Origin of the sequence: Mycobacterium sp. E2238 (assembly GCF_001672665.1) — a bacterium.
In the GTDB taxonomy this organism is placed as follows: Bacteria; Actinomycetota; Actinomycetes; order Mycobacteriales; family Mycobacteriaceae; genus Mycobacterium.
The window spans coordinates 1-768 of sequence record NZ_LZKF01000097.1; the positions used below are offsets into that span (position 1 = coordinate 1).

General features: G+C 71.1%; 2 protein-coding genes. Both read right to left on the bottom strand.

Annotation, left to right across the window (positions count from 1 at the left end; all coding sequences use genetic code 11):
• The coding region (locus tag A5711_RS08315; protein ID WP_304442541.1) for a nitrilase-related carbon-nitrogen hydrolase at positions 1–487 on the bottom strand (487 nt) is incomplete at its 3' end.
• A 25-nt stretch (positions 488–512) separates the two neighbouring features.
• The coding region (locus A5711_RS08320) for a DUF2505 domain-containing protein (protein WP_156744830.1) at positions 513–768 on the bottom strand (256 nt) is incomplete at its 5' end.

The following is a 768-nucleotide window of genomic DNA, read 5'->3' on the forward strand; positions in this document are numbered from 1 at the left end:
CGCCGCGGCGGGCCAGCTCGGTGTAGAGGGCCGGGAAGCGGATGTCGTAGCAGACGGTCAGCCCCACCCGCACGCCGGCGACCGTGATCACCACCGGCTCGCGGCCGGGGGCGACGGTGCGGGACTCGGTGAAGCCGAAGGCGTCGTAGAGATGGATCTTGTCGTAGTGCGTGTCCGGCTCGTTGGGACTGCCAGGACCGGCCGCGATCAGCGTGTTCTTCACCCGCCCGTCCCCGGCCGGGGTAAACATGCCGGCAACCACCGTGATGCCGCTGTCGGCCGCGACGCCCCGCACCCCGGCCGCCCACGGCCCGTCGACCGGTTCGGCGATCGGGGCCAGCGGAACCCCGAACCGGCACATTGTCGCCTCCGGGAACACCACCAACTTCGCGCCGGCGTCGGCGGCCCGGCCGCTGTATTCGCGCACCAGCTCCAAGTTGGCGGACGGGTCGGTGCCGCTGAGGATCTGCGCCAACGCGATTCGCATGGGCGCCAGCTTAGGCTCGGCGTCCTCAGGCCGTTTTGGCGATCCACTCCGTGGTGAACCGCTGCTCCGCCGCCACCAGCTCGGCCAGTCGGGTGCCGATGATGTTCTCCAGCTTGCCGCCGATGATCGGGACGCGTACCTGGACGGTGGCCCGGAAGGTCAGCCGCGCACCGCCCGTCGCCAAGATTGTCGAGAGCGTGGCGGTGCCCTTCAGATTCACCGGCGCGTCCAAGATCGACCCGAGGACCGAACCCTGCGCGGCGCCGTCCGCGACCGGCCCC